Origin of the sequence: Terrabacter sp. Ter38, from assembly GCF_024519435.1 — a bacterium.
Classification (GTDB): Bacteria; Actinomycetota; Actinomycetes; order Actinomycetales; family Dermatophilaceae; genus Terrabacter.
Map to the genome: position 1 here is coordinate 23798 of NZ_JALJRZ010000007.1, position 26719 is coordinate 50516.

The 26719-nt window shown below is 70.8% G+C and carries 24 protein-coding genes; 21 read left to right on the forward strand and 3 right to left on the reverse strand.

What is annotated here, in order from left to right:
• Positions 1 to 22: 22 nt before the first annotated feature.
• Complete coding sequence (locus tag NR112_RS22970; RefSeq protein WP_256795099.1) at positions 23 to 787, reverse strand: GNAT family N-acetyltransferase; 765 nt, start codon at positions 785 to 787, stop codon at positions 23 to 25.
• The gene (locus NR112_RS14895; RefSeq protein WP_308337145.1) at positions 784 to 3015 is read right to left on the reverse strand and encodes an MMPL family transporter; all 2232 of its coding nucleotides are present in this window, start codon (positions 3013 to 3015) and stop codon (positions 784 to 786) included. Before NR112_RS14895 ends, NR112_RS22970 begins: the two co-directional genes overlap by 4 nt.
• A gap of 17 nt (positions 3016 to 3032) precedes the next feature.
• Here NR112_RS14895 and NR112_RS14900 point away from each other — a divergent pair, with 17 nt between their 5' ends.
• The 19 genes from NR112_RS14900 to NR112_RS14995 all read left to right on the forward strand — a co-directional run bounded on the left by NR112_RS14900 (position 3033) and on the right by NR112_RS14995 (position 23373).
• Entirely contained in the window at positions 3033 to 4427 is a 1395-nt protein-coding gene (locus NR112_RS14900; protein WP_256795100.1) for a replication-associated recombination protein A, read from the forward strand.
• A gap of 271 nt (positions 4428 to 4698) precedes the next feature.
• Positions 4699 to 5730, forward strand: coding sequence for an ABC transporter permease (locus tag NR112_RS14905; protein WP_256795287.1), 1032 nt, complete (start codon positions 4699 to 4701; stop codon positions 5728 to 5730).
• Between the two features lie 71 nt (positions 5731 to 5801).
• Positions 5802 to 7577 (forward strand): ABC transporter substrate-binding protein, encoded by a 1776-nt coding sequence (locus NR112_RS14915; RefSeq protein WP_306217260.1) that lies wholly within the window; start codon positions 5802 to 5804, stop codon positions 7575 to 7577.
• A 115-nt stretch (positions 7578 to 7692) separates the two neighbouring features.
• The gene (locus NR112_RS22975; RefSeq protein WP_256795101.1) at positions 7693 to 8679 is read left to right on the forward strand and encodes an ABC transporter permease; all 987 of its coding nucleotides are present in this window, start codon (positions 7693 to 7695) and stop codon (positions 8677 to 8679) included.
• The gene (locus NR112_RS14925) at positions 8676 to 9098 is read left to right on the forward strand and encodes an ATP-binding cassette domain-containing protein (RefSeq protein ID WP_256795102.1); all 423 of its coding nucleotides are present in this window, start codon (positions 8676 to 8678) and stop codon (positions 9096 to 9098) included. The genes NR112_RS22975 and NR112_RS14925 overlap by 4 nt, the downstream gene beginning before the upstream one ends.
• Positions 9053 to 9745 (forward strand): ABC transporter ATP-binding protein, encoded by a 693-nt coding sequence (locus NR112_RS22980; protein WP_256795103.1) that lies wholly within the window; start codon positions 9053 to 9055, stop codon positions 9743 to 9745. Before NR112_RS14925 ends, NR112_RS22980 begins: the two co-directional genes overlap by 46 nt.
• Positions 9742 to 10794 carry an ABC transporter ATP-binding protein gene (locus tag NR112_RS14935; protein ID WP_256795104.1) on the forward strand — a complete coding sequence of 351 codons (1053 nt, stop codon included), beginning with the start codon at positions 9742 to 9744 and terminating at the stop codon, positions 10792 to 10794. Before NR112_RS22980 ends, NR112_RS14935 begins: the two co-directional genes overlap by 4 nt.
• Before the next feature lie 339 nt (positions 10795 to 11133).
• A complete protein-coding gene (gene alaS, locus NR112_RS14940) occupies positions 11134 to 13806 on the forward strand; it encodes an alanine--tRNA ligase (protein ID WP_256795105.1) in 2673 nt (890 codons plus the stop codon).
• A gap of 1 nt (position 13807) precedes the next feature.
• Complete coding sequence (ruvX, locus tag NR112_RS14945) at positions 13808 to 14314, forward strand: Holliday junction resolvase RuvX (RefSeq protein WP_256795106.1); 507 nt, start codon at positions 13808 to 13810, stop codon at positions 14312 to 14314.
• On the forward strand, positions 14311 to 15534 hold the full coding sequence (gene mltG, locus NR112_RS14950) for an endolytic transglycosylase MltG (RefSeq protein WP_256795107.1): 1224 nt from the start codon (positions 14311 to 14313) through the stop codon (positions 15532 to 15534). Before ruvX ends, mltG begins: the two co-directional genes overlap by 4 nt.
• Positions 15528 to 16388, forward strand: coding sequence for a shikimate dehydrogenase (locus tag NR112_RS14955; protein ID WP_256795108.1), 861 nt, complete (start codon positions 15528 to 15530; stop codon positions 16386 to 16388). Before mltG ends, NR112_RS14955 begins: the two co-directional genes overlap by 7 nt.
• 8 nt (positions 16389 to 16396) lie before the next feature.
• Entirely contained in the window at positions 16397 to 17098 is a 702-nt protein-coding gene (locus tag NR112_RS14960; protein WP_256795109.1) for an A24 family peptidase, read from the forward strand.
• 93 nt (positions 17099 to 17191) lie between these two features.
• Complete coding sequence (gene aroC, locus NR112_RS14965) at positions 17192 to 18412, forward strand: chorismate synthase (protein WP_256795110.1); 1221 nt, start codon at positions 17192 to 17194, stop codon at positions 18410 to 18412.
• Positions 18406 to 18936, forward strand: a complete 531-nt coding sequence (locus NR112_RS14970) for a shikimate kinase (RefSeq protein ID WP_256795111.1) — start codon at positions 18406 to 18408, stop codon at positions 18934 to 18936. The genes aroC and NR112_RS14970 overlap by 7 nt, the downstream gene beginning before the upstream one ends.
• Positions 18933 to 20060, forward strand: coding sequence for a 3-dehydroquinate synthase (gene aroB / locus NR112_RS14975; protein WP_256795112.1), 1128 nt, complete (start codon positions 18933 to 18935; stop codon positions 20058 to 20060). The genes NR112_RS14970 and aroB overlap by 4 nt, the downstream gene beginning before the upstream one ends.
• 10 nt (positions 20061 to 20070) lie before the next feature.
• On the forward strand, positions 20071 to 20508 hold the full coding sequence (aroQ, locus tag NR112_RS14980; protein WP_020143975.1) for a type II 3-dehydroquinate dehydratase: 438 nt from the start codon (positions 20071 to 20073) through the stop codon (positions 20506 to 20508).
• Positions 20509 to 20678: 170 nt separating this feature from the next.
• On the forward strand, positions 20679 to 22403 hold the full coding sequence (locus NR112_RS14985; protein WP_308337154.1) for a ribonuclease J: 1725 nt from the start codon (positions 20679 to 20681) through the stop codon (positions 22401 to 22403).
• A gap of 299 nt (positions 22404 to 22702) precedes the next feature.
• Positions 22703 to 23041, forward strand: coding sequence for a hypothetical protein (locus tag NR112_RS14990; RefSeq protein WP_256795113.1), 339 nt, complete (start codon positions 22703 to 22705; stop codon positions 23039 to 23041).
• 38 nt (positions 23042 to 23079) lie between these two features.
• Complete coding sequence (locus tag NR112_RS14995) at positions 23080 to 23373, forward strand: hypothetical protein (RefSeq protein ID WP_256795114.1); 294 nt, start codon at positions 23080 to 23082, stop codon at positions 23371 to 23373.
• Positions 23374 to 23380: 7 nt separating this feature from the next.
• On the opposite strand, the gene NR112_RS15000 is transcribed toward NR112_RS14995, so the two are convergent.
• On the reverse strand, positions 23381 to 25429 hold the full coding sequence (locus tag NR112_RS15000; RefSeq protein ID WP_256795115.1) for an AAA family ATPase: 2049 nt from the start codon (positions 25427 to 25429) through the stop codon (positions 23381 to 23383).
• Between the two features lie 273 nt (positions 25430 to 25702).
• On the opposite strand from NR112_RS15000, the gene efp reads away from it, so the two are divergent.
• Entirely contained in the window at positions 25703 to 26266 is a 564-nt protein-coding gene (gene efp / locus NR112_RS15005; RefSeq protein WP_020143980.1) for an elongation factor P, read from the forward strand.
• 16 nt (positions 26267 to 26282) lie between these two features.
• Positions 26283 to 26696, forward strand: coding sequence for a transcription antitermination factor NusB (nusB, locus tag NR112_RS15010; protein ID WP_020143981.1), 414 nt, complete (start codon positions 26283 to 26285; stop codon positions 26694 to 26696).
• Positions 26697 to 26719: the final 23 nt, after the last annotated feature.

Here is a 26719-nt window from a genome sequence, read left to right on the forward strand (position 1 = left end):
CGCAGCGCGGTGCGCCGCCCGGTCAGCGGTCGATGACGACCGGGCGGCTCGACCAGGCGCACAGCCGGTCGTAGCCGAGCGACAGGTAGAGCCCTCGGGCGACGACGTTGTGGGAGTACATCCCGAGGGTGCAGACGCCCGTCTCGGCGACGGCCAGCCGGGTCACGGCGCCGACGATCGTGCGGCCGAGCCCCTGCCCCCGCAGGCGCGTGTCGACGGCGACGGACGACAGGTGCGGCGCACCGGCCCGGGTGGCGCCCCAGGCGGCCACCGCGCAGAGGGAACCGTCGACGTCCTCCACGGCGAACCACCGCTCGCCGTGGCCGGGCTCGGTGTCGGCCGTGGGGGAGTGGGCCTCGAGGAAGGCCCGCACCTCGTCGGCGCGCGCGACGCCGTCGATGACGACCACCCTTTCGTGCGACGGGTGCTCGGCGGGAGCGGTAGTCGTGTGGAACCACTCCCAGTCGCCGCCGTCCATGACCCGGTAGCGCTCCCGGAGGTGTGGCTCGAGGTGCTGCGGCACACTGACGGAGAAGGCGCGACGGTCGGGCGAGACGGTCGCCGCGATCTCCGGCAGGTGGTCGAGGAGTGCTGTCACGCCGTCGTCTCCACCGAGCACGTTGATGGTGCGTCGCACGGCCTTGCGGGTCCGCTGGAAGGCGACGGCGTCGGCCGCGCCCCACCACGTCGCGGCGAGGTCGTCCGTGACCTCCCACCGCACGAAGGGATGGCCGCCGGTCGCGTCCAGCAGACCGTCGAGCCCGTGCGCCGCGACGACGGCGTTCACTCCGTGATCCCGAAGCGCTCGTGGAGGCGACGCAACGGCGCAGGCGCCCACCAGTTCCACCGGCCGAGCACCGTCATCGTCGCAGGGACGAGCAACATCCGCACGAGGGTCGCGTCGATGAGGACGGCGGCCACGAGGGCGACACCCATCTCCTTGATGATGAGGATGTCACCGGCGACGAAGCCGGCGAAGACGATGCAGATGAGCAGGGCGGCCGAGGTGATGATGCGACCGGTGCGCTGCAGGCCGAGCGACACGGCGCGGTCGTTCTCGTGACCCTCACGATGGAACTCCACGATGCGCGAGAGCAGGAACACCTCGTAGTCCATCGACAGGCCGAAGCCGAACGCGAGGACGAGGAAGGGCACGATCGACTCCACCGCCCCGACCGAGGAGAAGTTGAGCAGCCCCTCGAGGTGCCCTTCCTGGAAGATCCAGACGACGACCCCGAGCGCGGCGCCGAGGGAGAGGACATTGAGCAGCAGCGCCTTGACCGGGATGACGAGCGAGCCCGTCATGAGGAAGAGCAGGACGAGCGTGCCGAGCACGACGAGCCCCACGGCATACGGAGCGCGGGCGGCCATGGAGTCGAGGAAGTCGATCTGCGCGGCCGCCTGCCCCGTGGTCAGCGTCTCGAAGGGCGCGGGTGTCGCGCGGATCCTCGCCACGAGCTCCTGCGCCTCGTCGGAGGTCGGCTCCCCGGCGACACGGATGTCGACCTTGTGGTCGGTCGTTCCGAGAGGGGTCACCGCAAGCGACTCGACGCCGGGGTCGTCGCGGAACTGGTCGGCCCAGCTCGTCACGGCGGACGTGTCGGACGAGCGCGCGACGACCGTGACCTCCGGGGCCGACAGAGCGGGGTAGTCGCGGGCGAGCTGCTCGAAGAAGACCCGCTGGGGGGCGTCGACCGGCAGCAGCTGGGTGCCGGACGAGGTGAGCCGCATCGACAGAGTCGGCAGCGCCAGCACGACCAGCACCGTGACGACGGTGATGATGACGGCGACGGGCCGTCGCTGCACCCCCGCGGCCAGCCGGGAGAAGACCCCGGTGTCCGACGTGGGCGCCGCCGACGTGCGGGCCAGGCGCCTGGCGCCGATGACGCAGAGCGCCGGAACGAGCGTGATCGCGACGATCATCGCCACGAGCACGACACTCACGCCCGCCACGCCGATGGCCCGCATGATCGAGGCCTCGAAGAGGAGCAGGCCCGACAGTGCGATGGCGACGATGAGCGCGGAGAACAGGACGGTGCGTCCCGCCGTCGCGACCGTGCGCTCGGCGGCGCGGGACACCTCCTCGGGCGAGGGGGTCCGGTGCTCGCGGCTCGCCAGCTCCTCACGGAAGCGGCTCACGGTGAGCAGGCCGTAGTCGATGGAGAGGCCGAGGCCGAGGAGCGTCACGATGTTGACGACGGTGGCGTCGAGCTCGACGACGTGCGAGAACGCGAAGAGCGAGAGGAGGGCGCCGCCGATCGACACGAAGGCCCCCACGATCGGCATGCCGGCCGCGATGAATCCGGCGAACACGAAGAACATGACGATGAAGGTCAACGGCAGGGCGATGCCCTCCCCGCGGATGAGGTCGCGCTCGACGGTGGTCGTGATGGCCGTGATGATCTTGCTCGGACTACCCACACTGCCCTGGGCGTTCATCGCCGTCGGCACCTCGAGGAGCGCCTTCTCGGCGGCCGCCTCGGCCTCGTCCTGCGCCTTCTTGCCGAGACCCGGCTCGAAGTCCACGACGGTGACGAAGCCGCCGGCCGCCGGGGTGCCGCCCTTCAGCAGCGGTGCCACGGTCGGGTCCGTGAGCCCGCCCGGGGCGAGCAGGGGCGAACGCACCTGCCTGACGCCCGGCACCTGCGTCACGCCCTTCGTCGCGGCGGCACCGTCGGCGACGACGGTGGCGTCGGTGAGGTCGGCTCCCGTGACCTGCATCGTCAGGGTCTCGAGCGCCGGTTGCGCCTGCTCGATGATCTGACGTGCCTCGGTCGACTCCGAGTCGACGGTGGGAGCACCGGAGTGGAGCCGGTTGAAGAGCGACTCGCCGGTGACGCCTCCGACCGCCACGGCGAAGCAGGCGATGGTGATGAGGACCCAGGCGATCACCCACCGTCCGGGATGGCGCGCGATGAGCCTGCCGAGCCGCGCCATCCGCGTGACCTTCGCATCGGATGCGGCCCGCGTGTCGGTCGCGTCGGGGGCCGTCGGCCCGGAAGAGGGGTTCCGCACGTGGATAGCCTTCCACAGTGACTTCAGACGACCTGTTCGGTGCCGCCTCTGCCGCCGACCGCGCGGAGCAGCCGGCATCCGCCGGGCACGCCCCGCTCGCCGTGAGGATGCGGCCGCGCACGCTCGAGGAGGTGCGCGGCCAGACGAAGGTGCTGCGGCCGGGGAGCCCGCTCCGCCGGCTCATCGAGGGCTCCGGCGGTGCCGCTGGTCCGCTGTCCGCGATCCTCTGGGGGCCGCCCGGGACGGGCAAGACGACGCTCGCCCACCTCGTCGCGACCGCGGCGGAGCGCCGCTTCGTCGAGCTCTCGGCCGTGACGGCCGGTGTCAAGGACGTCCGGTCGGTCATGGAGTCGGCCGTGCGCGAGCGCGACCTCTACGGCCGCCAGACCGTGCTCTTCCTCGACGAGATCCACCGCTTCACCAAGGCCCAGCAGGACGCCCTGCTCCCCGGCGTGGAGAACCGCACCGTCATCCTCGTGGCGGCCACCACCGAGAACCCGTCGTTCAGCATCATCGCCCCCCTGCTGTCGCGCTCGGTGCTCGTCACCCTCGAGTCCCTGTCCGACGGGGAGATCGCCGAGCTGCTCGCCGCCGCGCTCGCGGACGAGCGGGGGTTCGGTGGCGCACACACGATGGCCGTCGACGCCACCGACCACCTCGTCCGGATCGCCGGCGGCGACGCGCGCCGTGCGCTGACCTCCCTCGAGGCCGCCGCCGGCGTCGCGCTCGACGCGCAGCCCCCCGGCCGGATGTCCGACGAGCCCGTCGAGATCACCCTCGCGCACGTCGAGCAGGCCGTCGCCCAGGCGGCCGTCCGCTACGACCGCGCCGGCGACCAGCACTACGACGTGGCGAGCGCGCTCATCAAGTCGATGCGCGGCAGCGACGTCGACGCAGCCCTGCACTACCTCGCCCGGATGCTCGAGGCCGGGGAGGACCCGCGCTTCATCGCCCGACGCATCGTCATCTCGGCCAGCGAGGACGTCGGCATGGGCGACCCGACCGCTCTCCAGACGGCCGTGGCCGCGATGCACGCGGTGGCCCAGATCGGCATGCCGGAGGCGCGGATCATCCTCGCCCAGGCGGTCGTCCACAACGCCATGGCACCCAAGTCCAACGCGGCATACCTCGGCATCAACGAGGCGATCGCCGACGTACGCGCGGGGCGCGGCGGCGTCGTACCCGCGCACCTGCGGGGGAGCGGGTACGCCGGGGCCGAGCGCCTCGGCCACGGGAAGGGCTACGTCTATGCCCACGACGAGCCTGACGGGGTCGCCGCGCAGCAGTACCTCCCGGACGACCTCCACGACTCCGTCAGCTACTACCGCCCCACCGACCGCGGGTTCGAGGAGCGCCTCCGGGCGCGCTGGGAATGGCTCTCGGGACGTCTGGGGCGCACGCGCGGAGAGTGACCGGAGAGACGTGTCGGCGGGTGCGTGGTCGGGGATTGTTTCGGGCCTGTCGCGCGTGGACGGACATTGTGTCGCGGGACGCGGTACTCGGTAACGATTTGTCATCCATGCACGTCTCGATGCTTGGACAGCGCGAGACTGTGTGGCAGGCTCGCGTCGTCCCGGCGGGGGTGGCATCCGGATCATCTGGTGTGCTCCCGGGGGCGGCCCGGGTGACGAATCCCCGGGTCGGATGTGATCCCACAAGGATGGAGACAACGCGTTGAACGCAATGCCGGAGCCCTCAGCAGCAACGCTGATCGAGGAATCCGAGGAGACGTCTTCGACGACCCCACCTGAGCACCAGGAGGTCCGCACCGGACGTTCTCCCGGTCAGGTGGCCTGGGCCCGGCTCAAGCGGGACAAGGTCGCGATCATCTGCTCCGCCATCATCCTGTTCTTCCTGCTCGTCGCGATCTTCGCGCCGTTCCTCGTCTCGCTCGAGGCGGTCGACCCCATCACCGGCGCGAAGGCCGACCCGAGCACCGTGCACACGGAGCTCGTCGACTTCAACGGTCTGCCGACGGTCGGGGCCAGCTCCGCCCACTGGCTCGGTGTCGAGCCGCGACTCGGTCGCGACCTCTTCGCCCGCTGGGCCTACGGCGCGCGGCCGTCGCTCATCATCGGCTTCGTCGCGGCCTTCGCCTCGACCATCGTCGGCGTCGCGCTCGGCCTCGTCGGCGGCTACCTCGGCGGCGCCACGGACAAGGTCATCTCCTGGATCATCGACTTCTTCCTGTCGCTGCCGATCCTGCTGCTCGTCCTGGCGATCATCCCGATCATGCAGAAGCGCATCGCGGCCGGCAACGACCTGACGCCCGAGCAGACCTCGGCGATCCGCTTCTGGGTCCTCATCGTCATCCTCGTCGTCTTCGGGTGGATGGGCCTGGCGCGCCTCGTGCGCGGTGAGGTCAAGAGCCTGCGCGAGCGCGAGTTCGTCCAGGCAGCCCGAGCCATCGGCGTGCCGACCCGCTCGATCCTCTTCCGCGAGATCCTGCCCAACCTCGTCGGGCCGATCATCGTCTCGGCCTCGATCGCCGTCCCGGCCTACATCACCTACGAGGCGACGCTGAGCTACCTCGGCGCAGGTCTCGTCGAGCCCACCGCGTCGTGGGGTCGCACCATCGCCGACGCGCAGAACCTCTTCGCCACCTACCCGCTGTGGCTCTGGCCGTCGGTCATCGGCCTGTCGCTCCTCGTCCTCGCCCTGAGCCTGCTCGGCGACTCGATCCGCGACGCGTTCGACCCCACCAGCCGCCGCTGACCCCACCGGGTCACGGTCACCAGATGTTCTCGGCAAAGCGCCGGGACAAGCACAAAAGGGAGCAAACAACAATGCGCTGGACCAAAGTCCTGACCGTGGGAGCCGCGGCTTCCCTCGGCTTCGTCGCGGCCTGCGGCGCGCCTGCCGCCAACAACGGCGGTGCCGGTGGCACCAACGGCACGGGCGGCAAGGTCGACACCGCAGGTGCCGCCCTCGACCCCAACGCCAAGGGCCCCGCCCCCGAGATCCCCGGCGCGAAGAAGGGTGGCATCCTCACGGTGCCCTACTCCTCGACGCCCGCCAACATGGACCCGAGCGACCAGTTCTACCAGGACACGGCCGTCATCTTCTCGCTGACGCACCGCGCCCTGACGACCTACGTCAGCCGTGACGGCAAGCAGGTCCTCGTTCCGGACCTCGCCACCGACCTCGGCAAGGCGTCCGAGGACGGCCTCACGTGGACGTTCACGCTCAAGGACGGCATCAAGTACGAAGACGGCACGCCGGTCAAGGCCGCCGACATCGTCTTCGCTGCGAAGCGCTCGTTCGACCCCGACCTCGCGGCCAACGGCCCGACGTACCAGCGCGAGTTCTTCAAGGGTGGCGCCGACTACCAGGGCCCCTACAAGGGTGACAAGAACTGGAAGGGTGTCGAGGCCCCCGACGACAAGACCGTCGTCTTCCACCTCGAGAAGCGCTTCGAGACGCTGCCCTACTTCGTCTCCTTCAACCAGTTCACGCCGATCCCCGAGGCGAAGGACAAGAAGGCCGACTACCAGCTGCACCCGCTCGCCACCGGCCCGTACATGTTCGACAAGTACACCCCGGGCACCGAGCTGGTCCTCAAGCGCAACCCCAACTGGGACCCCGCCACCGACCCGGCACGTCACAACTACCCGGACGGCTTCCACTTCAAGTGGGGCGTCGACGTCATCAAGACGCAGACGGCCATCCTCGCCTCCAACGGCGACGACGCGACGAGCCTCAACTGGGACGCCATCGACTCGTCCCTCATCCCGCAGATCGAGGGCGACAAGAAGGCCCAGTTCGAGGAGGGCCCGTCCTCCTGCGTGCTCATGGTCAACCTGGACGCCCGCAAGATCCCGATCGAGATCCGCAAGGCGATCGCCGTGGCGTGGCCCTTCGACTCGATCCACAAGGCCGGCGGCGAGACGACGCACTCCTTCTCGCCCGCCAGCACGATCATCCCGCCGCAGATCCCCGGTCACCTCGACTACGAGGCCGAGGCTGCCCCGGGCGTCAAGATGAACGGTCAGGGCGACGGCAACCCGACCATGGCCAAGGACATGCTCGCCAAGGCCGGTTACGGCCCCGACAAGCCGTTCGAGCTCATCTACTACTACACGAACGACGACGACATCGCGCAGAAGGTCAACCAGGTCCGCAAGCAGAAGCTCGAGGCCGCCGGCTTCAAGGTTCAGGACATCGGTGTTCCCGGAGCCGAGCGTCGCAAGATCGTCGGCGACCCCAAGGGCAAGTACAACATGCTCCAGTCGCCGCGTGGATGGTGCTTCGACTGGCCGTCCGCCGACTCGATCATCCCGCCCACCATCGGCACGATCGCCCTCTCGCAGGGTGGTACGACCTTCGGTAACTTCTCCGACGCCAAGATCGACGCCGAGATCAAGCGCATCCAGAACCTCTCCATCACGGAGCAGGGCCCGGAGTGGGGCAAGATGGACAAGTGGCTGACGGAGAACTACCTGCTGGCCATCCCGGACAACAACGACAAGGGCAACTCGGTCTTCGGCATGAAGGTCAAGAACGTCCACAACAACCCGAACAAGGGTATGCCGGACCTCACCGACGTGTGGCTCGACCAGTAAGTCGTCAGTGACAGCGCCCCTCCGGGGGAGCAAGATCTGAACTGACAGCCGTGGTGGGGGTCCGGGTTTTCCCGGGCCCCCACCACCGGCGCCCACCTCGTTTGGAAGGCAAAACGTGCTCACGTACATCCTCAGGCGGTCGGCTCTCGCCCTGAGCGTCATCATGGCCACCCTGGTCTCGGCGTTCCTGCTGTTCTTCGCGGGCCCGTCCGACCCGGCCCAGGCCATGTGCCCCGAGACCAAGTGCAACCCCGCACGGCTCGAGGCCATCACCAAGAGCATCGGGCTGGACAAGCCCCTCATCGAGCAGTTCCTCACCTACTTCAAGGGACTCTTCGTCGGCCGCGACTTCGTGTACGCCGGTGACACCGTCCACTGCGGCGCTCCCTGCCTCGGCTTCTCCTTCGTGACGCGTCGTTCCGTCAACGAGGAGCTCTTCACCCGCTTCCCGAACACGGTCGTGCTGGCCCTGATGGCCGCCGTCGTGTTCGTGACCGTCGGTGTGACGTTCGGCATCCTTGCGGCGGTCCGCCGCGGCTCCGCGTCCGACCGCGGGCTCGTCGGCGCCTCGCAGGTGCTGGGCTCCATCCCGTACTACGTCCTCGCGCTCCTCGTCGCGCTCTACCCCGTCATCCTGTGGAACGTCCTGCCGCAGTACTCCGCGATATCCGCCGGTGTCGGCCCGTACTTCATGGGCATGCTCGCACCGGCGTTGATCCTCGGGCTCGTCACGTCGGCCTCCTACGTGCGATACACCCGCAACTCGATGATCGAGACGCTCTCGATGGACTACATCCGCACGGCGCGCTCCAAGGGCATCAGTGAGCGCACGGTCCTGTTCAAGCACGGTTTCCGTGCCGCGATGAGCCCGATCGCCACGATCCTGGGTCTCGACATCGCCGCCCTGCTGACCGGCACGCTCATCACCGAGCAGATCTTCGGCGTCGACGGCATCGGCCGTCGTGGCCTCGCGGCCCTCCGGTCCTTCGACCTCCCGGTCATCATGGGCACCGTGCTCATCGGAGCCGTCGTCGTCGTGGTCATGAACCTCGTCGTCGACATCGCGTACTCCTTCATCGACCCGCGAGTGAGGCTTTCGTGACCGCGACCGTCAACACCATCTCGACCCAGACCGCCGAAGCCCGTGACGCCGGCGACGTCGTCCTCGACGTCAACGACCTCTCGGTGGCCTTCCCCACCGAGGAAGGCGTGGTCAAGGCCGTCTCCAACCTGACCTACCAGGCCCGCCTCGGCCGCACTCTCGCCATCGTCGGCGAGTCCGGCTCCGGCAAGTCGGTCAGCAGCATGGCGGTGCTCGGCCTGCACAACCCCAAGCGAACCCAGATCACCGGCAGCATCAAGCTCGACGGCATCGAGCTCGTCGGTGCACCGAGCTCGACCTTCCAGAAGATCCGCAGCACCAAGGCCGCGATGGTCTTCCAGGACCGCAGAGCTCGCTCCACCCGTTCCACAAGGTGGGCGGGCAGATCGCCGAGGCCTACCGGGCGCACAACAAGGTGAGCAAGCAGGTCGCGATGAAGCGTGCCGTCGAGATGCTCGACCTCGTCGGCATCCCGAACCCGCAGCGCCGCGCCAACTCCTACCCGCACGAGTTCTCGGGCGGCATGCGTCAGCGCGCGATGATCGCGCTCGGTCTCGTCAACAACCCGAAGCTGCTCATCGCCGACGAGCCGACGACGGCACTCGACGTCACGGTGCAGGCGCAGATCCTCGACCTCGTCAACGACCTCCAGAAGGAGTTCGGCTCGGCGGTCATCCTCATCACGCACGACCTCGCGGTCGTGGCGGAGACGGCCGACGACATCCTCGTGATGTATGCCGGTCGCGGTGTCGAGAAGGGCAGTGCCAAGGAGGTGCTGGCCCAGCCGTCGCACCCCTACACCTACGGGCTGCTCCAGTCGCTGCCCTCGCACTCCGAGGACCTCGAGGAGCTCAAGGCGATCAAGGGCACGCCGCCCAGCCTGCTCAACCTCCCGTCGGGCTGCTCGTTCCACCCGCGCTGCGAGTTCAAGACGCAGGTCGAGGGAGACGCCTGCTGGACCGTGCTGCCCGAGTGGCGGCCGACGCCGGGCCTGTCCAACCGTGAGATCCGCTGTCACCTGACCGACCCCGTGGCCACGCTGCAGCACGACGAGGGAGTTCGATGAGCGACAAGACGCTGCTCAAGGTCACCGACCTTCAGCGCCACTTCCCGTTCCGCGAGGTCCAGGGCCTGAAGATGGTCAAGGCGACGGTCAAGGCCGTCGACGGCATCAGCTTCACCGTCAAGGAGGGCCAGACCCTCGGCCTCGTGGGCGAGTCCGGCTGCGGCAAGTCGACGACGTCCCGACTCGTGACGCGGCTCGACGAGCCCACCGGCGGCACCGTCGAGTTCGAGGGGCGCGACATCACGCACCTCAAGGAGCACGAGCTGCGCGAGATCCGTCGCAACGTCCAGATGATCTTCCAGGATCCGTACTCCTCCCTCAACCCGAGGCAGACGGTCGGGGCGATCCTCACCACGCCGCTGCGCGTGCACGGCCTGCACAAGGGCAAGGAGAAGGCCCGCGTGCAGGAGCTGCTCGCGCTCGTCGGCCTCAACCCGGAGCACATCAACCGCTACCCGTCGGAGTTCTCGGGCGGCCAGCGCCAGCGCATCGGCATCGCCCGCGCCCTCGCGGTCGAGCCGAAGCTGATCATCGCCGACGAGCCGGTGTCGGCCCTCGACGTGTCGATCCAGGCTCAGGTGATGAACCTGCTGGCCAAGCTGCGCAACGAGCTCGACCTCGCGTTCATCTTCGTCGCCCACGACCTCGGCGTCGTGCGCCACTTCTGCGACCAGGTCGCGGTCATGTACCTCGGCAAGATCGTCGAGTACGGCGACAAGAAGAAGATCTACGAGGCCCCGGAGCACCCGTACACCCAGGCCCTGCTCTCGGCGGCGCCCGACATCAACGTCGCGCGCGGCATCGCCCCCAAGGAGCGCATCCGCCTCGTCGGCGACGTGCCGAGCCCGATCGACCCGCCGAGCGGCTGCCGTTTCCGGACCCGGTGCTGGAAGGCGCAGGACATCTGCGCCCAGCAGGAGCCGCCGCTCGTCTCGGCGACGTCGGAGGAGTCGACGCGCACCTTCCGCGAGGGCGGCGTCCATCTGCAGGCGTGCCATTTCCCGGAGGTCAAGACCGACCTCGTCGCCGAGGTCGAGCACTCGGCCTGATCCACAGGCTGGGCGCCGATGGCGCGACGTATGCGGCTGGGCCGGCTCCCGCACGGGGAGCCGGCCCAGCGGCATACCGGGCAAAGGTGGTGGGACGACCCTCACGCGGTCCGTTAGGGTTGAACCACCTCGGCGTGAGCGTGCGCCGACGACCGAAGGACGATGACCGTGGCCCACGAGGGACCCAGGCAGCCCCGCAGGGGTGGCCTGCAGCCGGCGAGGCGAGCTCCCCGGGGGTCAGCCGCGCCCGAGTGAGGGCGCCTCGCTGACCCCGCCCCGCCCGCCCGCACGCGCGGAAGGGATCCCGCAGACCACACCCGTCGACCCCAAGGACTCATCATGGAAACCGCTGAGATCAGGCGTCGTTGGCTCTCGTACTTCGGCAGCCGCGGCCACACCGTCGTGCCGAGCGCCCCGCTCGTGCACGAGGACCCGAACCTGCTGTTCGTCAACGCCGGGATGGTCCCCTTCAAGCCCTACTTTCTCGGTCAGGAGACCCCGCAGTTCTCACGCGCCACGAGCGTGCAGAAGTGCGTGCGGACCCTCGACATCGAGGAGGTCGGCAAGACCACACGGCACGGCACCTTCTTCCAGATGAACGGCAACTTCAGCTTCGGCGACTACTTCAAGGAAGGCGCCATCGAGCTCGCGTGGGAGCTCATCACCCGTAGCCAGGCCGAGGGCGGCCTCGGGTTCGAGGAGAGGGATCTCTACGCGTCCGTCTACCACGAGGACGTCGAGGCGATCGCGCTCTGGAAGAAGATCGCCGGCCTGTCCGACGACCGCATCGTGCGACTCGGGCGCAAGGACAACTACTGGAACATGGGCGTCGCCGGTCCCGGCGGCCCCTGCTCCGAGATCCTGCTCGACCGCGGCCGCGAGTTCGGCGCCGACGGTGACTGGGAGGCGGGCGACCGTTACCTCGAGTTCTGGAACCTCGTCTTCATGCAGTACGAGCTCGAGAACGTCCGGTCGAAGGAGGACTTCGACATCGCGGGCGAGCTGCCCAAGCGCAACATCGACACCGGCATGGGGCTCGAGCGTGTCGCCTTCCTGCTCCAGGGCGTCGACAACATCTACGAGACCGACGAGGTCTTCCCGGTCATCGCGGCGGCGGAGGACCTGACAGGCCGTCGCTACGGCGCCGACCACGAGGACGACGTGCGCTTCCGCGTCGTCGCCGACCACGTGCGCAGCTCGCTCATGCTCATCGGCGACGGCGTGACTCCCGGCAACGAGGGCCGCGGCTACGTCCTGCGCCGCCTGTTGCGCCGTGCGGTCCGCTCGATGCGCCTGCTCGGCGTCGAGGCCCCCACCCTCGAGCAGCTGCTGCCCGTCAGCATGGAGCGGATGAAGGCCTCCTACCCGGAGCTCGAGACCGACTTCCACCGGATCAGCACGGTCGCGTACGCCGAGGAGGACGCCTTCCGACGCACGCTGAGCTCGGGTACGACGATCCTCGACACGGCGGTGGCGCGGGCCAAGTCGTCCGGCGCGACGACCCTCGGCGGGGCCGAGGCGTTCGCGTTGCACGACACCTACGGCTTCCCGATCGACCTGACGCTCGAGATGGCCGCGGAGCAGGGGCTGCAGGTCGACGAGCCCGGCTTCCGCCGGCTCATGAGCGAGCAGCGCGACCGGGCCAAGGCCGACGCTCGGGCGAAGCGGTCGGCGCACGGTGACACGAGCGTCTACCGTCAGCTGTCCGACACCCTCGGGCACGACGTCGAGTTCACCGGCTACGACCAGACGCTGACCGACACCCGCATCCGAGGGCTGATCCGCGACGGGGCCGTCGTCGACCGCGTCGGTCCCGGTGACGAGATCGAGATCGTGCTCGACCGGACGCCGCTCTACGCGGAGTCCGGTGGTCAGCAGGCCGACCACGGGCGCATCCGCCTCGCGAACGGTGCCCTCATCGAGGTCACCGACGTCCAGCGACCCATCACCGGCCTCGTCGTGCACCGCGCGACGGTGCTCGAGGGTGAGGCCGGTCTGGGCGAGGACGCCGAGGCCGAGGTGGACGTCGTCCGCCGCCGGTCGATCTCGCGCGCCCACACGGCGACCCACATGGTGCACCAGGCCCTGCGCGACGAGCTCGGTGACACGGCGACGCAGGCCGGGTCCGAGAACTCCCCGGGCCGCCTGCGCTTCGACTTCAAGTCGCTCCAGGCCGTCCCGGCCGCGGCGATGGGAGAGATCGAGGCGCGGATCAACGCCGTGCTCCTCGACGACCTGGCCGTGACGGCGGACGTCATGAACATCGACGCGGCGAAGAAGCTCGGCGCCATGGCGCTCTTCGGCGAGAAGTACGGCGAGCGGGTCCGTGTCGTCTCGATCGGTGAGTGGTCGCGTGAGCTGTGTGTCGGCACGCACACGCCTCGCGTCGGCCAGATCGGTGTCGTCAAGCTGCTGGGGGAGAGCTCGATCGGCTCCGGCGTGCGACGCGTCGAGGCGCTCGTGGGCGCAGACGCGTACTCCCACCTCGCCCGAGAGGCCACCATCGTCAGCCAGCTCACCGACACGCTCGGGGTCCGCCGGGACGAGCTGCCCGACCGCATCGCGACCATCCTCGGACGGCTGCGCGATGCCGAGAAGGAGATCGCCGCCGTGCGCCAGAGCCAGGTGCTCGGGGCCGCGTCCGGTCTCGTCCAGTCGGCTCGCGACATCGCCGGCGTGACGTTCGTCAGCCACGACGCGGGTGACGGGGTCACCGGCGACGACCTGCGCAAGCTCGTCACCGACGTGCGCGGCCGCCTCGGCAACGACCGGCCGGTGCTCGTGTCGATGGCCTCGGTGGCCTCCGGTCGCCCGGTCGTCATCGTCGCGACGAACGAGCGTGCCCGCGAGATCGGCCTCAAGGCCGGTGCCTTCGTCAAGCTCGCCGCCCAGGCGCTCGGCGGGGGCGGTGGCGGCAAGGACGACCTCGCCCAGGGTGGGGGCACCGATGCGACACGTGTCTCGGTGGCTCTGGGCACCGTCGAGGACCAGCTCCGCAACCGAGGTGCCTGACTTGCCCGATCCCCGCGCCCGTTCCGGTGCTCGCGTCGGCGTCGACGTGGGCAACGCCCGCGTCGGCGTCGCCGCGTCGGACGCCTCGGGCGTGCTCGCCCACCCGGTGCGCACCCTTCCGCGCGACGTCGCCGCCGACAGCGACGTCGAGGCCATCGTCGCCCTGACGCAGGAGCTGGGGGCGATCGAGGTCGTCGTCGGCCTGCCGCGGCTGCTGTCGGGCGACGAGGGTGAGGCCGCCCGCATCGCGCGCGACTACGCCGGTCGGCTCGCGGCCCGTCTGGGTACGGTGGGGGTGCGGATGGTCGATGAACGCTTGACCACCGTGGATGCGCACCGCAGACTACGCGAGAGCGGCGTCCCGGGCCGAGGACAACGGGCCGTCGTCGACCAGGCCGCTGCGGTGCTCATCCTGCAGTCGGCCCTCGACACCGAAGCGCTGTCGGGCAGGCCGCCCGGAGAGACCGTCACGCCGGGGGGCAAACGGAAGAAGGAACGTCGCCGATGAAGGACCATCTCGAGACATCCATCTTCGGCGACCACGAGGAGACCGTCGAGCACCTCGAGGAGGCGCACGCTGCGCCCCCGATGAGCCGGCGCGAGGTGCGCGAGCAGGAGCTCGCAGCTCGCAAGCGCAGCAGCCGTCGCGCCGGCGAGGGCGGCTCGTCCGGAGCTGCGAAGGGCAAGCCGTCCGTCTTCCGACGGCTCGTCGTCATCGTCCTCGCCCTCGCCGTCATCGGTGGTGGCGTCGCCGTCGCCTACAAGGCGCTCAAGCCCGTCGTCGAGGGCTTCCTCGAGTCCAACGACTACCCGGGACCGGGCACGGGCCAGATCCGCGTCACCGTCGACCAGGGCGCGGGCGGCAGCGCGATCGCCAAGACCCTCGCCGAGCAGGACATCGTCAAGTCGAGCAAGGCCTTCATCGAGGCTGCCAACAAAGACCCCCGGAGCGCCGGCATCCAGCCGGGCGTCTACGAGATGAAGAAGCAGATGAAGGCGTCCGACGCCCTCGCGATCCTCGCCGACCCGAAGAACCGCCTCGTCACCCGCGTCACCATCCCCGAGGGGCTCTGGGCGACGGAGATCTACGCCAAGCTCTCCGCGTCGTCGGGCATCCCGGTGGCGCAGTACACCGCCGCGGCCAAGAAGGTCGACGAGCTCGGCCTGCCGCCGTCGGCCAAGGGCAACCTCGAGGGTTACCTCTTTCCGGCGAGCTACGAGTTCGGCCCGACGGCCACGGCGCTCGACCAGCTCAAGCAGATGGTTGCCGAGTCGACGAAGCGACTGGACGCCCTCGGCATCACGCCCGACCGCATGGAGCGTGTCGTCACGGTCGCGAGCCTCGTCGAGGGAGAGGCCAAGCTCGACTCCGACCGCGCCAAGGTCGCCCGAGTCGTCGAGAACCGTCTCGCGGCCAAGATGTCCCTCGGCTTCGACTCGACGGTCAACTACATCTTCAAGAAGCGCGGCGTGCCGACGCAGGAGATGCTCGACAGCAACAACCCGTACAACACCCGCCGCTTCACCGGACTGCCTCCCGGCCCGATCTCCAACCCGGGCGAGAGCGCCCTCGAGGCGGCCGCCAGCCCGGTGGCCGGCCCGTGGCTCTACTTCGTGACGGTCAACCTCGCCACCGGCGAGACGAAGTTCGCCGCGACGTACGAGGAGCACCAGCGCAACGTGGCCCAGTTCCAGAAATGGTGCACCGACAACAAGGGCAAGTGCTGAGCGAGGGGCGCGGAGTCGCCCGGCGCTGTGCGGTGTGGGGCAGCCCGATCGGCCACTCGCTCTCGCCCGCGCTCCACCGGGCGGCCTACGCGGCCCTTGCCCTGCACGACTGGTCCTACGAGCGGCGCGAGGTCGACGCGTCCGGCTTCGCTGACGCGTTCGCGGGGCTCGACGGGACCTGGGTCGGCCTCTCGCTGACGATGCCGCTCAAGGAGGTCGCGCTCGGCGCTGCGACCACGGTGACGCCGGTCGCGGCGGCCACCGGTGCCGCCAACACCCTCGTGCGCGGCACGGACGACCCGTCCGCCTGGACGGCCCACAACACCGACGTCCACGGCCTCACGACGGCGCTGCGCCTCGCCGGGTGCACCGACCCCACGAGCCTGCTCGTCGTCGGGTCGGGGGCGACCGCCCGCTCGGCGATCGCGACGCTGGCACCCGGCGGCCGCGTCGTCCTCATGGTCCGCGACCGGGTCCGTCCCGAGACGTTCGGACAGGCCGAGGCCGCCGGACTGGTCGTCGAGACCGTCGGCCTGGGGGAGTGGGCCGCGGCAGCCGAGGTGGACGCCGTCGTCAGCACCGTCCCACCCGCGTCGGTGCCCGACCTCGACGGCCTCCCGGTCGTGACCCACCGCGACCAGCGCCCCGTCGTCCTCGACGTCGTCTACGGCTCCGGCCGGACGCCCCTCCAGCGCGCAGCCCGCGAGCGGGGCTGGAGCGTCGCCGAGGGCACCGACATGCTCCTGCACCAGGCCACCGAACAGGTACGCCTCATGACGGGTCACGAGGCACCGCTCAGCGCCATGTCGGCCGCCCTCCGGGCGGCGCTGCTCGATCGGCGTGCGGAGCGGTGATCCCGCCGATGACGTGGGTCGAGGCCCCCGGTGCGCCGTGGTGGTTCGTCCTGGCGCTCGCCGTCGCCGGGGCGCTCGTCGGAGAGGTGCTCCGTCGCCGTCTCGCGACGGGTGGCTACCGGCTCGACGACGAGGAGGGACCGCTGCCGCGCGTGCCCTCGGTGGTCGTGCCCGTCGCGCTCGCGCTGCTCTGGGGCCTGCTCGGCTGGCGTTTCGGTCCACTGTCGGAGTGGGCGCTGACGCCCGCCTACCTCGCGTTCGCCTTCGTCGCGGTCGCCCTGGCCTGGGTCGACGCGGACGTCCACCGACTCCCGCGCGGACTGACGCGCCCGGCCTACCCCCTTCTCGTCGGACAGCTCGCGCTGGCGTCCCTCGCGTCGGGCGACTGGGAGGCGCTGCGTCGGGCGGCGATCGCCGGCGCCGTCCTGTGGACGATCTACTTCGTCCTCGCGCTCGTGGCGGCACTGCTCGGCAGCGGCTTCGGATACGGCGACGTGACGCTCGCCGGGCTCGTCGGTCTCGCGACGGGCTACGTCAGCGTGTCCACGACCCTCGTCGCGTCGTACGCCGCGTTCATCCTGGCGGGGGTCTACGGGCTCGTGCGGCTCGTCCTCCGGCGCGGCACCCGCAAGGACGACATCGCCTTCGGCCCGTGGATGCTGCTCGGCCTGCTCATCTCGCTCGTCGTCCAGGTGCGCCCGCTCGTGTGACCGACCCGGAGCGGCGGAACCGGTCGCGAACCGCGTGGTCCCGCGGAGCGGGCGGGTCGGGGGCAGCGACGGACCGCGTGGGAGGATCGGGTCATGTTGCGTTGGTTGACGGCCGGTGAGTCGCACGGTCCCGCACTCGTCGCCATGATCGAGGGGCTCCCCGCCGGCGTCGAGGTCGGCGCGAAGGACCTGCAGGCCGCCCTGTCCCGCCGCCGGCTCGGCTACGGCCGCGGCGCGCGGATGACGTTCGAGCAGGACGAGGTCGAGTTCCTCGGCGGCCTGCGCCACGGCCTGACGCTCGGCTCGCCGATCGCCGTGCGCATCGGCAACAGCGAGTGGCCCAAGTGGACGACCGTGATGAGCCCCGAGGCCGTCAGCGACGCGGCGTTCGCCGCCTCCGACGACGTCAACGCCGAGAGGGAGGTCGCGCGCAACAAGCCGCTGACCCGCCCCCGGCCCGGCCACGCCGACCTCGTGGGCATGCAGAAGTACGGCCACGAGGACGCCCGCCCGGTGCTCGAGCGCGCCTCGGCCCGCGAGACCGCGGCCCGCGTGGCCCTCGGTGAGATCGCCGCACGGTTCCTCGAGCAGTCCTACGGCATCCGTCTCGTCTCGCACACCGTGTCGATCGGGACCGCCGGGGTGGCCGACGGCGCGTCCCTGCCGACCCCCGACGACGTCGAGCGTCTCGACGCCGACCCGGTGCGCGCCTTCGACCCGTCGGGGTCAGCGGCCATGGTCGCCGAGGTCGACGCGGCGAAGAAGGACGGCGACACCCTCGGGGGCGTCGTCGAGGTGCTCGCCTACGGCGTGCCGCCGGGCCTCGGCTCGCACGTCCACTGGGACCGCAAGCTCGACGGGCAGCTCGCCCAGGCCCTCATGAGCATCCAGGCCATCAAGGGCGTCGAGGTCGGCGACGGCTTCGAGACGGCCCGCCGTCGTGGCTCCGAGGCGCACGACGAGATGGAGATGGTCGACGGCGTCATCACCCGTCGCACCGGCCGTGCCGGCGGCACCGAGGGTGGCATGTCGACCGGTCAGGTGCTCCGCGTCCGCGCGGCGATGAAGCCGATCAGCACCGTGCCCCGCGCCCTGTCGACGGTCGACGTCGCGACGGGGGAGGCCGCCACGGCCATCCACCAGCGCTCCGACGTGTGCGCCGTGCCGGCTGCCGGCGTCGTCGCCGAGGCGATGGTCGCTCTCGTGCTGGCCCAGTCGTGCCTCGAGAAGTTCGGGGGCGACTCGGTGGCCGAGACGTCACGCAACCACACCGCGTACCTCGACGGCATCCGGGAGGGGCTGCGCACATGGTGAACGACCACGTGACCCGCCCCGTCGCCGTGGTCGTCGGGCCGCCCGGCGCCGGCAAGACCACGGTCGGCCAGGCCCTCGCGGCGCGGCTCGGCGTGGCCTTCCACGACGTCGACGCGGCCATCGAGGCCGCGGAAGGGCGCTCGATCTCCGACATCTTCGTCGACGACGGCGAGTCCGTCTTCCGCGACCTCGAGCGCGCCGAGGTGGCGCGTGCGCTCGCGGAGGAAGCGGGCGTCGTCTCGCTCGGCGGGGGTGCCGTCATGGACCCGCTCACCGAGGTCGCCCTCGCCGGCCACGCCGTCGTCTTCCTCGACGTCGCCATCGCCGACGCGAGCAAGCGGATCGGCTTCGACCGCTCGCGCCCGCTGCTGTCGGTCAACCCCCGCGCGTCGTGGGTGCGGATGATGAACGACCGTCGCCCCACGTACGAGCGCGTCGCGACCGTGCGCGTCGACACCGCGGGACGCACGCCCGAGGAGGTCGTCGACGTCGTCGTCGCCGAGCTCGAGGCGGCCCGCGCGTGAGCACTGCAGTCGAGCCGACGACGATCCCCGTCGGCGACGACTACGACGTCGTCATCGGGTCCGGCGTGCTCGACCGCGTCGGTGACCTCCTCGGCGACGACGTCGAGCGCGTCCTCGTCGTCCATCCCCCGACGCTGACCGAGCTGACCTCGCGGGTCACCGCGGCCCTGCAGGGCCTGGGGTATGCCGTCCACGTCGCCGAGGTGCCCGACGCAGAGGCCGCCAAGACGGCCGAGGTCGCGGCGGCGCTCTGGGCCCAGCTGGGCCGGGCCGGCTTCACCCGCACCGACGCCGTCGTCGGAGTGGGTGGCGGCACGGTCACCGACCTCGCCGGCTTCGTCGCCGCGTCCTGGCTGCGCGGGGTGCGCGTCGTCCAGGTGCCGACGACCCTGCTCGGGATGGTCGATGCGGCCGTGGGGGGCAAGACCGGCATCAACACCGCCGAGGGCAAGAACCTCGTCGGGGCCTTCCACCCTCCGGCCGGTGTGCTCTGCGACGTCGACGTCCTCGCGACCCTGCCCGAGGCCGACCTCGTCGCGGGGCTGGCCGAGGTCGTCAAGTGCGGCTTCATCGCCGACCCGGTGATCCTCGACCTCGTCGAGGCGTCCGTGACAGGCGGCGCGGACCGCGTGCGCAGCGTCGCCGACCCGCACCTGCGTGAGCTCATCGAGCGCGCCGTCCGCGTCAAGGCCGAGGTCGTCGCCGCAGACCTGCGCGAGAGCTCGTTGCGCGAGATCCTCAACTACGGCCACACGTTCGGCCACGCCATCGAGCAGGTCGAGCACTACTCGTGGCGGCACGGCGAGGCGGTCGGTGTCGGCATGGTCTACGTCGCCGAGCTCGCCCGCCTCACCGGTCACCTGACCGGTCCCGAGGGCGACGCGCTCGTCGCGCGGCACCGCTCGGTCCTCGAGTCGCTCGGCCTCCCGACGACGTATGCCGCCGGACGCTGGGACGAGCTGCTCAGCGCGATGCGGCGCGACAAGAAGTCCCGCGGCTCCACGCTCCGCTTCGTCGTGCTCGACGGCCTGGCCCGGCCCGCGCGCCTCGCCGGCCCCGACGACGCCCTGCTCCAGGCGGCCTACGGCCTCGTGTCGCGGCGCCCCGACGCGAGCGCTCACTAGACTCGCGCCCATGACGGCACCCACGGTCTTCGTCCTGTCGGGCCCCAACCTGGGCCGACTCGGCACCCGCGAGCCCGAGGTCTACGGCTCCGACACGCTCGACGACGTGCACGCCGCGGTGCAGCGCGAGGCGCGCGAGCTCGGGCTCGTCGCCGACTGCCGCCAGACCAACCACGAGGGCGAGCTCATCGACTGGCTGCACGAGGCCGTCGACGTCGGCGCCGACGTCGTGCTCAACCCAGGCGCCTTCACCCACTACTCGTATGCCGTCCGCGACGCCTGCGCCATCGTGACGACGAGTGGTCGGAGCCTCGTCGAGGTCCACCTCAGCAACCCCGCGGCGCGGGAGGAGTTCCGGCACACGTCCGTCGTGGCCGGGGTCGCGACCGGCACCGTCGCCGGCTTCGGGCTGCAGTCCTACCTGCTCGCCCTGCGCGCCCTCGTCTGACCTCGCGGGCCGGCGTCGCGACGCCTCGACCCATCGCACCCCCAACCAGTACCGCCGACGCGGGCCCCCACACCGCGGGTCTCCGTCCCCAGCACCAGAAAGATCACCATGACAACGAACCCGCCCACCGCCCAGCCCGCGGCGTTCACCTCGCGTCCCCGGAGCGGCCGGTGAGCGCCGGCGGCGGCCGCCGGCAGCACTCCCGAGGTCGGGGGCGCAGCTCGCGACGGTCCCAGGACCTCCCGGCGCTGCCTCGCGACGGCCTGCGGATCGTGCCCCTCGGTGGGCTCGGTGAGATCGGTCGCAACATGACGGTCTTCGAGCACGCGGGGCGGCTGCTCGTCGTCGACTGCGGCGTCCTCTTCCCCGAGGAGCACCAGCCGGGCGTCGACGTCATCCTGCCGGACTTCTCCTGGATCCGGGACCGCCTCGACAAGATCGACGCGATCGTGCTCACGCACGGCCACGAGGACCACATCGGGGGCGTGCCCTACCTGCTGCGCGAGCGACCGGACATCCCCGTCGTCGGCTCCCGCCTCACCCTGGCCTTCCTCGAGGCGAAGCTCCAGGAACACCGCATCACCCCCGTCACCGTGCAGGTGAGCGAGGACGACCGCCGCTCCTTCGGGCCCTTCGACTGCGAGTTCGTCGCCGTCAACCACTCCATCCCCGACGGGCTCGCCGTCGCGATCCGCACCGCCGCCGGCCTCGTGCTGCACACCGGCGACTTCAAGATGGACCAGTTCCCGCTCGACGGGCGCGTGACCGACCTTCGGGCCTTCGCCCGCCTCGGCGAGGAGGGCGTCGACCTCTTCCTCGTCGACTCGACGAACGCAGAGGTGCCGGGCTTCACGGTGTCGGAGGGCGAGCTCTCGCCGGCGATCGAGGCCGTGTTCCGCACGACTCCGGGCCGGGTCATCGTGTCGAGCTTCGCCAGCCACGTGCACCGCATCCAGCAGGTCCTCGACGCGGCCCGCGACCATGGCCGCAAGGTGGCCTTCGTCGGCCGGTCGATGGTGCGCAACATGGGCATAGCCGCTGACCTCGGCTACCTCACCATCCCCAAGGGCCTGGTCGTCGACCTCAAGCAGCTCGAGCGCTTGCCTGCCCACCAGATCGCGCTCGTCTGCACCGGGTCGCAGGGGGAGCCGCTCGCGGCCCTGTCGCGGATGGCCAACCGGGACCACCCGATCCGCATCACCGAGGGCGACACCGTGCTGCTCGCCAGCTCCCTCATCCCCGGCAACGAGAACGCCATTTACCGCGTCATCAACGAGCTCACCCGCTGGGGTGCGAACGTCGTGCACAAGGGCAACGCCAAGGTGCACGTCTCGGGCCACGCGAGCGCGGGTGAGCTCGCGTACTGCTACAACATCGTCCAGCCCTCCAGCGTGCTGCCCGTCCACGGGGAGTGGCGCCACCTGCGAGCCAACGCCGACATCGCCATCCGCACGGGCGTCGACGCCGAGCGCGCCCTCATCGGGCACGACGGCGCCGTCGTCGATCTCGTCGACGGCCGGGCGACGATCACCGGCACCGTTCCTGCCGGGCTCGTCTACGTCGACGCCATGACCGTCGGCGGGGCGACCGAGGAGTCGCTGCACGTGCGCCGGACCCTGGCCGAGGAAGGGGTGATCACCATCGTGTGCATCGTCGACCCCGACACGGGCATGCTCTCCGAGGAACCGGACTACCTCGCGCACGGCTTCGAGCACGAGCCCGGGGACTTCGCCAAGGCCACCCCGGCCATCCAGAAGGCTCTCACCACAGCCGCCAAGGAGGGCATCGAGGACATCGAGCAGGTCGAGGAGCTCGTCCGCCGCGCGATGTCCACGTGGGTCCACCGCCAGGCGCGGCGGAGCCCGCTCATCATCCCGGTCATCGTCGACGCGTAAGCCCTCGCGCAGGGTGCAGGGGCGAGCACCGAGACGCTCGTCGACCGGCGTCGTGCCCCCTGACCCTCCTCGGCGGTCTCGGGGTCCCGGCGCGCTCACGGCGTGCAGCACCGGGACCCCGTCGGCTGCGTCGAGCGGCTCGGCGACGGCCGAGGAAGTACCCCTGACCGTCACGCTCACGGTGAAGGATCTCGCGACGAGCTCGGCCCTCGTCGGTGCCGCCGTGTACGTCTGGCACTGCGACCGCGACGGCAGCTACTCGATGTACAGCCAGGACGCGGCCGACGAGAAAGAGCGGCGTGCAGGCCACCGACGAGTCGGGCACGGCGACCTTCACGTCGATCTTCCCGGCCTGCCGCTCGGGCCGCTGGCCGCACATCCACGTCGAGGTCTACTCGAAGGTGAGCGACGCGACGTCGAGCGGCCCCATCGTCAAGACCTCACAGATCGCCCTGCCCCGATCCACCTGCGAGGTGGTCTGTGCCACGAGCGGCGACGAGCAGAGCGTCGGCAACCTCTCGCAGGTCAGTCTCCAGCGCGACACCGTCTTCGGTGACGACCGTGGCATCCACCGGCCGGCGACGATGTCGGGCAGCACCTCGTCCGGGTACACCGCGGCGCTGACGATCGGCGTCTGAACCCCACCCGGCGCCGGGGCTCGTGGGAACCTGCTCCCATGAGTGAGGACGAAGACCTCGTGGTCAGCGCGATGGCGATCAACGTGACGATCCCGGGGCCGCTGCGCTGGAACGACACCCGCCGGGGTCAGGAGTTCCGGCTCGACACCCTCAACGTCCGGATGCTCCCGGACGGCCACCTCGCGGCCAAGGCGTACGGCCGGCCCGTCGAGGGCGGGCGCGGGGCCTACGTGTCGTTCACCGTGCCGGACCGCCCCGAGCTCGCGGCACTGGTCGCGGCCGCTGCGGACCGGGCCGCGGAGAGGTGGGCTTCCCACCAAGGGCTCGGGTGAGCCGGGGTCAGGCGGCGCCTAGCGCCTCGGGCAGCGGTTGGGCATGCACGATCGTCAGCCCGGTCACGGCTCGGGTCAGCACGACGTAGAGGCGCCGCAGGCCGGTGCGCTCGTCGGGCTCGGCCGCGGCGATCGCAGCCGGCTCGACGACGACGGTGCGGTCGAACTCCAGACCCTTGGCCACGCTGGCGGGCACGACCTCGACCTGGTGGTCCTCGTCGTCCCCGTGGTCCCGGTCGAGCCGGCCGTGGGGGACGCCAGCTCTCGCGAGGGCGGCCGAGACCCGCTGGACGTCGGCGTCGGGCGCGATGACACCGACCGAGCCGGCCGCACCCGTAGCGCGTTCGACCGCCCGCACGACCTCGACATCGAGCTCGCCCACCGCTGCGGGACGGATCTCGAGCCGTCCCGGGTTGTCGCGCACCGACACCGGGGCGCCGAGGCCCGGTGCCATGACAGGCAGCAGACGCGCGGCGTACTCGATGACGGCGGCCGGGACCCGGAAGCCGCGGTCGAGCACGACGAGGTCGTGGTCCTCCTTGCCGAGGTGACGCATCGCGTCGTCCCAGGACGAGGTCGCCCACGGTGTCGTGCCCTGGGCGATGTCGCCGAGCACCGTGACCGAGCCCGTCGAGCACCGGCGGCCGACGGCGCGCAGCTGCATGGGGGAGAGGTCCTGCGCCTCGTCGAGCACGACGTGGCCGAGGCTCGGCACGCGACGCAGCAGGTCGCCGACCTCGTCCAGCAGGGCCATGTCGGCGCGTGACCAGCGGGCGGCGCCCTTGGTGCGGGGCGGTTTGTCCCACAGCAGGATCGACTGCTCCTCGTCGGTCAGCTCATCGCCGGCAGCGGCACGCAACGCGTCGGTGTCGGACCACAACCGGTGCAGCACTCGCTGCGGGTCGAGGGCGGGCCAGACGGACGAGACGTACGTCTTGACGGCGGCCGACCTGGCGACGGCGTCCTGCACCCGGTCGTCGGGCGCCTCGCCGGCGCGCTCCATCTCGAGCAGGACGTGGTGGGCGAGCCGCTGGGGAAGGAGGTCGCGCGCGGCGGAGTAGCGCACGCCGCGGGCAGCGAGCTCGTCGAGGATGTCGGCCACCTCGTGGGCCGGCACGCGCCACTTCCGCACGCCGCGCGGCACGACGACCGCCTCCGTGGGGCGCACGATGCTCGACCAGACCGCGCGACGCAGCACCGACGCGAGACGTGGGTCGCCCTTGAGGGCGGCGACGTCCGCCGGCTCGTCGGCGCGCACCCGGCCGTGGTCCAGCAGGCTCTCGATGGTCGCGTGGCCGACGCGCACCTCGCCGAGCGACGGCAGGACGGCGCCGATGTGGTCGAGGAAGGCACGGTTCGGGCCGACGACGAGAACGCCGGCGCGGTCGAGACGGTCGCGGAAGGAGTAGAGCAGCCAGGCCGCCCGGTGCAACCCGACGGCCGTCTTGCCCGTGCCCGGCGCGCCCTGCACGCACACGCTGACGGCCACGTCGCTGCGGACGATCTCGTCCTGCTCCGGCTGGATCGTCGAGACGATGTCGCGCATCGGACCGGTGCGGGGGCGCTCGATCTCCGCCGCGAGGAGCGAGCCTGCCGACGAGGCGGACTGCTCGGGCTCGCGCAGGTGCTCGTCCTCGAGGGCGGTCAGGCGACCCTTGTCGACCCCGAACCGACGCCGCAGCACGACGTCCATCGGGTCGAGCGGCGACGCCCGGTAGAACGCGGTCGAGATCGGGGCGCGCCAGTCGACGACGACGGGGTCGCCCGCCGCGTCGGAGACGTGGCGACGTCCGATGTGGAACTGCTCGGCGGGTCCGGCCGCGGGGTCGACGTCGATGCGTCCGAAGAAGAGTGTCGTGCGCGGGTCGTCCTGCAACGACGCGATGCGTCGGGCCAGCACCCAGCCGAGGACCTCGCCCGAGATCGCGTCGCTCGCCGTGGACGCGTCGAGCGACTCCGCGAGCCGGCGCATCCGCGCCAGCTGCTCCCGCGCGTCGTCGAGGTAGGCCTGCTCCCGGGCGAGCTCGGTGGCGAGTCCTGGGTCGGGCGAGGGCACGCGAGAACCTTTCTGCAGCGGAACACACCGAGAGGCTGGCGACACACCGGGGTCGGACGCCGGTGGGTCGTGACCTGCTCGGTGTGTTGCGGGGCGGGGGGAACGGGTCAGCGTACACCGGCGAGGACGGCGACGGGTGTGCGCGATTCCGCGATCCGGTGGCGGCCCGGCTAGACTCGTGCGGCAACTCCCCGAGACAGTGAACGCCCGGCGATCCGGCGTGCCCACAGGCGCCCGCCCCGACCGGCCGGCATACGAAAGTGGTTTGTGACGATGGCTTCGACCAACGACCTGAAGAACGGCATGGTGCTCAACATCGAGGGACAGCTCTGGTCCGTCGTCGAGTTCCAGCACGTGAAGCCCGGCAAGGGCCCGGCGTTCGTGCGCACCAAGCTCAAGGCCGTCCTCTCCGGCAAGGTCGTCGACAAGACGTTCAACGCCGGCACCAAGGTCGAGACGAGCAACGTCGACAAGCGGACGATGCAGTACCTCTACAAGGACGGCACCGACTTCGTCTTCATGGACACCGACACCTACGACCAGCTCAACGTGTCGGAGACCGTCGTCGGCGACGCCGCCAACTACCTCCTCGAGAACCAGAACGCGCTCGTCGCCACCAACGAGGGCCTGCCGCTCTACGTCGAGCTGCCCGCGTCGGTCGTCCTCGAGATCACGCACACCGAGCCGGGCCTGCAGGGCGACCGCTCGACCGGCGGCACCAAGCCGGCCACCCTCGAGACCGGCGCCCAGATCAACGTGCCGCTCTTCCTCGAGTCCGGCACCCGCGTCAAGGTCGACACCCGTGACGGTTCGTACCTCGGCCGAGTCAACGACTGAGCGGACGCGAATTCCCTTGGCAGCACGCAGCAAGGCCCGAACCCGGGCGCTCGACATCCTCTTCGAGGCGGACCAGCGCGGCCTCAACGCCGAGACGCTCCTCGACGAGCGCCTCGGCGACCGTGAGTCGCGGGCGGCGAACAACCCGTACACCGCGGAGCTCGTGCGCGGCGTCGTCGGGCGCTGGAACGACATCAACGCGGCGCTGACCGACTACAGCCAGGGCTGGACCCTCGACCGGATGCCCGCCGTCGACCGCGCGATCCTGCGCCTCGGCGCGTGGGAGGTCCTCTGGAACGACGAGATCCCCGACGGCGTCGCGATCTCCGAGGCCGTGGCGCTCGCCACCGACCTCTCGACGGACGAGTCGCCCGCCTTCGTCAACGGACTGCTGGCGCGCATCGCCGAGGTCAAGGCGACCATCGTCTGACGCAGACGCCGCAGGCGCCGGCA